Genomic DNA, 6,235 nt, shown 5'->3' on the forward strand with positions numbered 1-6,235 from the left:
ATCTCCCACGCTTTCCTTAACAGTCACAGTTGCATACGCATCATTTCTTGGTATGCTTCGATGCCTTTGTTTCGGACTTCAAGGGCGAGTTGCATAGAAAGCGATGCCTCTTCTGTTTTAATCATGATGTTATGTAGATCCGTCGTCTTCCCTGTCGCTAGGTCGACACGCGCTTGAGATGAGGCTTGCTGTGTTGCATTCAGTCCGTTCATCGCCTCGCTGAGCACCTCACTGAAATCACTTGGTGTCGTCTTCGCGATTGTCTGAGTGGGTAAGACCATTTGCATGTTTTGAATAGGTTGAATTGCCATCCCGTCATCTCCTCTATCTATTTACCGATCTCCATCGCTTTGACGAGCATCGCTTTTGTTGCATTTAAGGCCGTTACGTTCGCTTCGTAAGAACGTGTCGCTCCCATCATGTCGACCATTTCTTTCAATAGATCGACATTCGGCATCTTGACGTATCCAAGTTCATCCGCATCTGGATGCGTCGGATTATATTCTAATTTGAACGGTTCAGGATCTTTCTTCAATTCGCTGACCGTGACCCCATTAGCAGTTTCTTTTAAAACAGCAAGTTTCCTCGCATAGGGTTGCCATTGACCGTTGACAAGCTCACCACGTGTCGTTTGAGCATTGGCGATGTTTGCTGAGACAGTATCCAGTCGTAAACGCTGGGCAGTAAGCCCAGACGCAGATGTATGGAAGCCATTGAACATACTCATCGATTATTTTCCTCCCCGGATGACAGACTGGATACCCGAGAACTTACGATTTAATTGCTCCACGAGCGCCTCATACTCAATTTGATTGCGTGATAATTCAGACATCTCAAGATCGATATCGACACCGTTTCCATCATTACGCATCGTATTTGGTCGATCGACGATACTACCGGTCGTTCCGATTGTTGCATGACGTTTTAGGCTCATCTTCATCTCTGAATCGAGAACATCTCCAAACGCCACTCGCTTCGCCTTATAACCCGGTGTATCGATATTCGCGATATTTTTAGCAATAACTTCTTGTGCCATGACCGTTCGATTGACGGCTTGCGTCATCAAACTGTAGTCAGACCCTAACCAATTCATGTTCTTTCCTCCACTCATGGAACTAGTATTCGAATTTGCGACAAATATTAAGTCATTAGTAACACATCTGAAATAATTGAAACAAATAGGTCAATGTTTGAAAAGAAGTTTTTTGAAAAATAGGGTAATGAGATGCTAATATTCTGTTTTTTATTCCCTTTTCTTATAAAAATGATAAATAATACCTAGTCAAACAAAAGAGACCTAGTACTTTACTAGGTCTCTTATTTATTAATAGCCATTTTCTATTTTTAGTTTGATTTAATTCGCTCTAATTCATATAGGAAGTTATCATTTAAGATTTTAATATACGTTCCCTTCATACCAAGCGAACGTGACTCGATGACTCCTGCACTTTCGAGTTTACGAAGTGCATTGACGATAACAGAACGCGTAATACCAACACGATCGGCAATTTTTGAAGCGACAAGTAGTCCTTCATTACCCTCGAGTTCTTCGAAGATATGTTCGATTGCTTCGAGTTCTGAATAAGATAACGAATTGATCGCCATCTGAACGACTGCTTTCTTACGTGCCTTGTCTTCCGCTTCATGAGCCTTCTCACGAAGGATTTCCATCCCAACGACTGTCGCCCCATACTCTGCAAGCACGAGATCTTCTTCGTTGAAATCTTCTACCATACGGCCTAGGACAAGCGTACCAAGGCGTTCTCCACCACCGATGATTGGTACGATCGTCGTTTTCGACGTTTCGAACGTATCACGGTTGTCGACTGGGAATGCCGTGTGTTCGCTATCGATGGCAATGTTTGCTGTCGTTTCAGTGACGTTAAATAATTTTTTCGTGTAATCTTCCGGGAATTGGCGTTCTTCCAAGAAACCACGGACCCGGTCATTTTCGATTTGTTGCTTAATTGCGATACCTAGTAACTTACCGCGTCGACTTACGATGAATGTGTTCGATTCCATGACTTCGCTGAGCCGATCAGCCATGACCTTGAAATCAACATGTGTGCTTGCTTCTTGTTGTAACATCGTATTCAGCTTCCGCGTTTTCGCCAATAAATTCATTTTTTCTTCCTCCACTTTATAAGATGAACTGACTTAAGTCTCGATCATCTGCTACTTTTCCAACACGATCCGTCACGTATTGTGGCGTGATCGTTACATCCGTTTCAGGCATGTCTGCTGCTTCGAAGGATAATTCTTCAAGTACGCGCTCCATGATCGTATACAAGCGCCGCGCTCCGATATTATCCGTCTCATCGTTTACCTGTGCAGCAATCCGTGCAATTTCACGAATGGCCTCTTCTGTAAAGGTGACATGAACGTGCTCTGCCCCTAGTAATGCTTTATATTGTTTGAGTAATGCTTGATTCGGTTCAGTTAAAATTTTAACAAAGTCATCTTCCGTCAAACTGTCGAGTTCGACACGGATCGGGAAACGACCTTGGAGTTCAGGAATTAGATCAGACGGTTTCGCCATATGGAATGCACCGGCAGCGATAAACAAGATATGATCCGTCTTGACTGGTCCATATTTCGTGACGATCGTCGATCCCTCAACGATCGGCAAAATATCTCGTTGAACACCTTCTCGTGAAACACCTGCTGAATCATGTCCCTTTGTCGCAATCTTATCAATCTCATCAACGAAAATGATGCCCATTTGTTCTGCACGGCGGACCGCTTCGTCATGAACTTCATTTAAGTCAAGCAATCGTTCCGCTTCTTCTGCGGTCAAAATCGGACGTGCTTCTTTAACCGTGAGCTGGCGCTTCTTCGTTTTCTTCGGCATGACTTGTCCAAGCATATCCTGAAGATTTGCGAGCCCCTCCATGCCTTGTTGTCCGGAGAATAAATCAACTTGACGTTCTTCAACATCGACCTCGATCATTCGATCTTCGAGTTGACCTGTCAGCAATTGCTGACGGAGTAGCGAACGATCAGCTGTTGTTTCCGATGTATCTGGCTCTTGCTGCTTTTGGTTCCCACCGAACAACATCTCAAACGGATTCGTTCCACCACCGAGACCAGATGACGCTTTTTTGCCAGACAACGCATCAACGATTCGTTCGTTCGCCACTGCCTCCGCCCGATCTTTAAGCGCTTCTTTTTTCTCATCTTTGACAAGACGTAGAGACGCTTCCACAAGATCTCGTACCATCGATTCTACGTCGCGACCGACATATCCTACTTCCGTGAACTTCGTCGCTTCGATTTTGACGAACGGCGCTCGGACGAGTTTCGCGAGACGTCGCGCAATCTCTGTTTTTCCGACACCGGTAGGTCCGATCATCAGGATATTCTTTGGCGTGACTTCATCCCGCATCGATGCATCGAGTAATTGTCGACGGTATCGATTACGTAAAGCGATCGCCACCGCACGTTTAGCATCAGCTTGTCCGATGACATGTTCATTCAACTTCTCGACGATTTGTCTTGGCGTCAATTCATGCATGGTCATTGCCTCCGATCGTTTCTAAGATGATTTGATCGTTCGTAAAGACACAGAGTTCTCCAGCCGTCTCAAGCGCCGCACGAGCGATTTCTTCTGCCGTGAGATGACTTGCGTGTCGAGCTAACGCGCGACCTGCAGCAAGCGCATAATTACCACCTGAACCGATCGCAAGAATGCCGTCATCCGGTTCGATGACTTCTCCGTTTCCGGATACAAGTAATAGATGTGTTCCATCCATGACGAGTAAGAGTGCTTCTAGTTGACGCAACATCTTATCGCCTCGCCATTCCTTCGCCAGTTCAACAGCTGCCCGTTGTAAGTTCCCGTTATACATTTCAAGCTTCGCTTCGAATTTTTCAAAGAGTGTAAACGCGTCCGCGACACTTCCAGCAAATCCGGCAATGACTTTGCCACCATAGAGGCGCCGTACTTTTTTCGCACTTTTCTTCATGATGACTTGGTTTCCGAAAGTCACCTGTCCGTCTCCACTCATCGCGGATTGTCCGTTATGTTGAATCGCAAAAATCGTCGTTGCATGAAACATCAATGTTTCCTCCCTTAGGCACGAGGATGTGCTTGTTGATAAACATGTCGTAATCGTTCCGTTGTTACGTGTGTATACTGACCGGTCGTCGAAAGAGATGCATGTCCAAGTAGCTCCTGGACCGCTCGCAAATCGGCTCCTCTTTCTAGCAGATCCGTCGCGAAACTATGACGAAGCGCATGGGGTGTCACATGTTTCCCAACGAGTTGTTCCCCTTTTTTCATGATTTTCCGAATCGCATCCGTTGTCAATCGACGTCCTGAATGAGACAAGAACAATGCTTGCTCATGACCTGCAACTGGATCTCGTGATGGTAAGTACAGTTCTAATGCATCTTTCGCAAAGGTTCCAATTGGCGCAATGCGCTCTTTCCCACCTTTTCCATACACATGGACGTAGGAATGATCAGTTGCGAGATCACGAAGATCCAGTTGAACGACCTCGCTGACTCGCATACCCGTCGCATATAAAAGTTCCACTAACGCGACATTCCGGTTACCAAGCGTATCACTCGATCGAAATGCATCGAGGAAACGTTCATATTCCGTTGGGACAAGGAATGTCGGAAGTCCTTGTTGTCGTTTTGGTGCTTTTAATCCATCAAATGGATTAGGTTCATCGGTGTCACGTGTCAAAAAACGACCAAATTGTTTGAGGCAGGAAACTTTTTGCGCAATCGTTGCTCGCGCCAGCTCCTGATCGTAAAGAGCATACAAATAACGCCGTGCACTTGCCAATTCAATCGATCGTAATTGATGATCGCGGCAAAAAGCGGCGTATTGTCGAAGTGTTTGATCATAAGAGCGACCTGTATTCGGAGATAATTGACGTTCAATATGAACATACCGCATGAAATCTTCTAGCAGTCGCTCAAAAGCAGTGTCTATCCCCATGAATGCGCCCCCTTCTGACCATTTCATTCTCGAATCGCCCTTAGCATAGCACAGACCAAGTAGTCTGACAATAGACCAAAAACCGAAAAATTAACGAAATTATCACGCTTTTATGACAAATTAAGAAATGGGGAGAAAGAGCGCTGAATCACGCCTTTCTCCCCATCAACAATCACATATCCGTGAAATCTTTGATCGCTTCAAGCGCTCGCTCTGCATAGAGCGCATACTTCTCTGGTTTTTTCATCCGAACCGGGTGACCGACAAGTGCCGGAACCAAACCGAAGTTGGCATTCATTGGCTGGAAATTTTTCCCCTCCGTCGTCGTGATGTAATGCGACATTGCACCCATCATCGTCTCTTGCGGGAATGTAACCGGTTCTGCCTCGTTAACAAGACGCGCCGCATTGATTCCGGCAGTCAAGCCGGATGCTGCTGACTCGACGTATCCTTCGACCCCTGTCATTTGACCAGCAAAGAACAAGTCGTCACGCGTACGTGTTTGATACGTCGGTTTCAACAAGTTCGGTGAGTTGACGAACGTGTTCCGATGCATAACACCATAACGGACGATTTCTGCATTTTCAAGACCTGGAATCAAACGAATGATCCGCTTTTGTTCGCCCCATTTTAAATGTGTCTGGAAGCCGACGAGATTAAACAGTGTCCCTGCTGAATTGTCTTGACGCAGTTGAACGACAGCATATGGTCGTTTTCCTGTTTTCGGATCTTCGAGTCCGACTGGCTTCATTGGTCCGAATAAGAGCGTTTTCGGACCACGAGAAGCGAGTACTTCAAAAGGCATGCATCCTTCGAAGTAAATCTCTTTTTCGAATTCCTTCAACGGAACGACTTCCGCATTGATTAGCTCGTCATAGAAGAGTTGGAATTCTTCTTCCGTCATTGGGCAATTCAAGTAGGCAGCTTCCCCTTTATCGTAACGCGATTTTAGGTACACCTTCTCACGATCGATTGTATCCCCGTCGAGAATCGGTGCCGCTGCATCGAAGAAGTACAGGTAATCTTCGCCTGTGAATTGTTTAAGTGATTCCGATAATGCCGCACTCGTCAACGGACCCGTCGCAACGATCGTCGGACCATCTGGAATCGCTTCGATTTCTTCATGGTGGACTGTAACGTTCGGATGGTTTTTTAACGTTTCCGTCACGTATCCTGCAAAGTCATGCCGATCGACAGCAAGTGCTCCACCTGCTGGGACGCTCGCTAAGTCTGCCGCCTTCATGATCAAGGAATCGAGCTGACGCATTTCTTCCTTTAATACAC

Annotated in this window: 8 protein-coding genes; all 8 read right to left on the bottom strand. The window is 46.0% G+C overall.

Features of this window, described 5'->3' with window-relative positions; translation table 11 throughout:
• Positions 1 to 23: 23 nt before the first annotated feature.
• The gene (gene fliE / locus B2751_RS11510; RefSeq protein WP_035406973.1) at positions 24 to 311 is read right to left on the bottom strand and encodes a flagellar hook-basal body complex protein FliE; all 288 of its coding nucleotides are present in this window, start codon (positions 309 to 311) and stop codon (positions 24 to 26) included.
• 17 nt (positions 312 to 328) lie between these two features.
• Positions 329 to 727 (bottom strand): flagellar basal body rod protein FlgC, encoded by a 399-nt coding sequence (gene flgC / locus B2751_RS11515; protein ID WP_035406970.1) that lies wholly within the window; start codon positions 725 to 727, stop codon positions 329 to 331.
• A gap of 3 nt (positions 728 to 730) precedes the next feature.
• On the bottom strand, positions 731 to 1,093 hold the full coding sequence (flgB, locus tag B2751_RS11520; protein WP_290774876.1) for a flagellar basal body rod protein FlgB: 363 nt from the start codon (positions 1,091 to 1,093) through the stop codon (positions 731 to 733).
• Positions 1,094 to 1,344: 251 nt separating this feature from the next.
• The gene (codY, locus tag B2751_RS11525; protein WP_023468725.1) at positions 1,345 to 2,124 is read right to left on the bottom strand and encodes a GTP-sensing pleiotropic transcriptional regulator CodY; all 780 of its coding nucleotides are present in this window, start codon (positions 2,122 to 2,124) and stop codon (positions 1,345 to 1,347) included.
• 16 nt (positions 2,125 to 2,140) lie between these two features.
• Positions 2,141 to 3,514, bottom strand: a complete 1,374-nt coding sequence (hslU, locus tag B2751_RS11530) for an ATP-dependent protease ATPase subunit HslU (protein ID WP_290774878.1) — start codon at positions 3,512 to 3,514, stop codon at positions 2,141 to 2,143.
• Positions 3,507 to 4,058 carry an ATP-dependent protease subunit HslV gene (hslV, locus tag B2751_RS11535; RefSeq protein WP_023468727.1) on the bottom strand — a complete coding sequence of 184 codons (552 nt, stop codon included), beginning with the start codon at positions 4,056 to 4,058 and terminating at the stop codon, positions 3,507 to 3,509. The genes hslU and hslV overlap by 8 nt, the downstream gene beginning before the upstream one ends.
• Before the next feature lie 14 nt (positions 4,059 to 4,072).
• Positions 4,073 to 4,978, bottom strand: a complete 906-nt coding sequence (locus B2751_RS11540) for a tyrosine recombinase XerC (RefSeq protein WP_231496840.1) — start codon at positions 4,976 to 4,978, stop codon at positions 4,073 to 4,075.
• A gap of 145 nt (positions 4,979 to 5,123) precedes the next feature.
• Positions 5,124 to 6,235 (bottom strand): FADH(2)-oxidizing methylenetetrahydrofolate--tRNA-(uracil(54)-C(5))-methyltransferase TrmFO (gene trmFO, locus B2751_RS11545; protein ID WP_290774880.1); only part of this gene is annotated, 1,112 nt, incomplete at its 5' end.

The organism is Exiguobacterium sp. UBA6282, assembly GCF_002440475.1.
Classification (GTDB): Bacteria; Bacillota; Bacilli; order Exiguobacteriales; family Exiguobacteriaceae; genus Exiguobacterium_A.

What these genes read in the sequence shown, in the direction of transcription:
- B2751_RS11540 (WP_231496840.1), bottom strand. Translation starts at nt 4,978, where the DNA reads ATGAAATGGTCAGAAGGGGGCGCATTCATGGGGATAGACACTGCTTTT.
- flgC (WP_035406970.1), bottom strand. Translation starts at nt 727, where the DNA reads ATGAGTATGTTCAATGGCTTCCATACATCTGCGTCTGGGCTTACTGCC.
- flgB (WP_290774876.1), bottom strand. Translation starts at nt 1,093, where the DNA reads ATGAATTGGTTAGGGTCTGACTACAGTTTGATGACGCAAGCCGTCAAT.
- fliE (WP_035406973.1), bottom strand. Translation starts at nt 311, where the DNA reads ATGGCAATTCAACCTATTCAAAACATGCAAATGGTCTTACCCACTCAG.
- codY (WP_023468725.1), bottom strand. Translation starts at nt 2,124, where the DNA reads ATGAATTTATTGGCGAAAACGCGGAAGCTGAATACGATGTTACAACAA.
- hslV (WP_023468727.1), bottom strand. Translation starts at nt 4,058, where the DNA reads ATGTTTCATGCAACGACGATTTTTGCGATTCAACATAACGGACAATCC.
- hslU (WP_290774878.1), bottom strand. Translation starts at nt 3,514, where the DNA reads ATGCATGAATTGACGCCAAGACAAATCGTCGAGAAGTTGAATGAACAT.